2 protein-coding genes and 1 pseudogene are annotated in these 2,394 nt (G+C 64.6%); 2 read left to right on the top strand and 1 reads right to left on the bottom strand.

What is annotated here, in order from left to right; all coding sequences use genetic code 11:
- Positions 1-16 precede the first annotated feature (16 nt).
- Positions 17-454: pseudogene (locus AC1DJT_RS36145) on the top strand (ABC transporter ATP-binding protein); the annotation flags it as partial.
- Positions 455-808: 354 nt separating this feature from the next.
- Here the strand turns inward: AC1DJT_RS36145 and AC1DJT_RS36140 are convergent.
- Positions 809-1,840, bottom strand: coding sequence for an AraC family transcriptional regulator (locus AC1DJT_RS36140; protein ID WP_441504699.1), 1,032 nt, complete (start codon positions 1,838-1,840; stop codon positions 809-811).
- Positions 1,841-1,882: 42 nt separating this feature from the next.
- On the opposite strand from AC1DJT_RS36140, the gene AC1DJT_RS36135 reads away from it, so the two are divergent.
- Positions 1,883-2,394, top strand: a 512-nt coding sequence (locus AC1DJT_RS36135; RefSeq protein ID WP_476835999.1) for a hypothetical protein, incomplete at its 3' end; no start/stop codon positions are given.

Raw genomic sequence — 2,394 nt, 5'->3', positions numbered from 1 at the left:
CGGCACCGTCACCGCCGTGGTCGGGCCGAACGGGGTTGGAAAATCCACGCTGTTTCGCCTCGTGGCCGGGCTGCTGCGCCCGCGCGCCGGCACCATGCGGCTCGACGGGGCCKACCTTGCCGGAATGACATCGCGGCAGCGGCATGATGCGATCTTCTTCCTGTCGCAGCATGTCGCGATGCGGGCTGCGCTCTGCGTCTTCGATTATGTGCTGCTCGCCCGGAAAGCCCATGGCGGCCGCGCCACGCGCGAGGATCTGCGGGCGGTGGAGGAGGCGCTCGGCACGCTGCATATCGACCATCTCTCGGAGGTTCCGGTGTCGGACCTTTCGGGTGGCCAGCAGCAGCTCGTCTCCGTGGCCCAGGCCTTGGTGCGCGCGCCCAGCGTGCTCCTGCTCGACGAGCCGACAAGCGCGCTCGACCTGCGCCGGCAGTTGCAGGTGACCAATGTCATCCGCGAGACGACGCGGCGGCGCGGCCAGGTCACGCTCGTCGCCTTGCACGATCTGGCACTGGCCAGCCGCTGCGCGGATCGCTTCCTGCTGATCGACCGCAAGACCGTCGTCGCCGATGGCCGCCCCAGGGATGTCCTCTCCCATCCGGCGGCGTCGGACGTGTATGGCGTCGACATCACGCTGGAACAGGGTGCGACCGGCAATCTCCTGGTCGACACCACGCTGCGCGCCGGCACCGAGCGGCCGACGGCCTKAGAGGGCAGGGGGCGCCGCTCTTCGCCCAGGCCGATGGGCGTCGCATGCGCTCTGGCCGCGCCGACTGCGCCAACGGCCTTGGCGTCGGCCAAGCGACATTCATCCGTTCGGGGTGCCGCCCAGCCGCATCTGGCTCGGCGCCAGCCCGGTCCATTGCTTGAACGCATGCGAGAACGCGCTGACTTCGTGGAAACCCAGCAGCCAGGCGACCTTGGAGACATGGTGGTCGCCATCATTGAGATAGCGCAAAGCCAGATCACGCCGCAGTTGCCGCAGGACCTCCGAAAAGCTCAGCCCCTCCTCGGCGAGCCTTCGCGCCAGTGTCCGTTCGCTTAATCCAAGCTGGCGGGCGATGACTTCGGCGCGAACCTTGCCGTGAGGCAGCAGCGGAGCAATCGCATTCTCGACGCTCACCCGAAGCGGGCTCGCATTGGTCGTGCGGGATGATAGCGCCGCCTCGCAATAGGTCTGGAGGAGATCGTTGAGATAAGGGTCGGCATTCACGAGATGGCGTTCGCGCGCATCGGCCTGCAGAACGAATGCATCGGTCTCGGCGCCGAACTCCACCTTCGTCCCGGCAAACCGCGACATCGCAGAGGTGTCGCCCGATCGGTGATGCGCGATCGAGACGTGTTGTGGGACGAGATTTGCGCCGGTCAGGATGCGGCAGATCCTGATTGCTCCAAAAATGCAGAACTCGGCCTGGTGCCGATCGCAATGCCGGGGAAGGCCGGCATAGCTCAGCGTGACGGTGAACCCGCTTCCCTCGGCAATGCTGAAGACCAGCGCTTCATTGGTGATCGCGCTGTAGCGCGCAATCCGTTGCGTTGCGTCGCCGAGCGTTTGTGAGGATGCCATCACGTAGAACAGCAAGCCCATGGCTCGGGGGTCGAATTCCTGGGCCAGGGTGAAGCCGAGGCAATCATCACCCAGTGCCGCCGCGGCCCGGTCCAGGAATGCGACCTGACGCCGGGAGGGCACTCTCTGATCGTGATCGGCGAGCATGTCCTCGGTCAGGCCGACCTCGTTCAGGAGAGGCGCGGCCGGTATGCCGGCGCCGGCAAGACGCGCAACGGCAAGGCGCGAGATGCCCGCTAGCGTGGTCGGCAGGGAGGTCAGGTCGCGTGGCAAAGCCGCCGAACTCCCCTGCTCATGTCCGGGACGAGCAAAATCTTGGCCGAAATTAACAAGCGTCGGATGCTCCAGCAACGTATTTCAGGGATGTCCGGTCTGCGTGCGCGCACCGGCCACGCCTCGAAGGCAATAGGCCCAGGACAAACCAATAAGCCCAGAACAAACCTGTTGCGGAATTGGAGCCTATGGATGAGATCTCGCCGGCGTCTGGCCTCATTGAGCGCTGTCGGGATCATGATTTCTTCGACCGGTCACGCTGCGACCTTTGCCTGGGAATGTAGGTTCCCTAGCTTTCGCAATGCCCTGACCTTTGTTTGGGATACCGATAAAAGCTCCGCTTCCCTGATTGGCGGYGCGGGCTCGGCGACCTTGTGGCCGAATTTCGGCACGATTGCCTCCGGGCAGGCTGTTGTCTCATTCGCTGAGCCGACCTCTGGCGGAGCCATCCAGACGACAACGATCATCGTCAACACCGGAGAAGCGATTCATAGCCGCAATGCCATCGTCGGCGGGAAGTTTGTTCCCTCGCAAGATTCGGGTCAGTGCAGGCA

The sequence above is a fragment of the Allobosea sp. 05T422_2 genome, from assembly GCF_056396265.1.
Note: the sequence above shows the minus strand (reverse complement) of the source record. Positions and strands in the feature narration are given on the sequence as shown.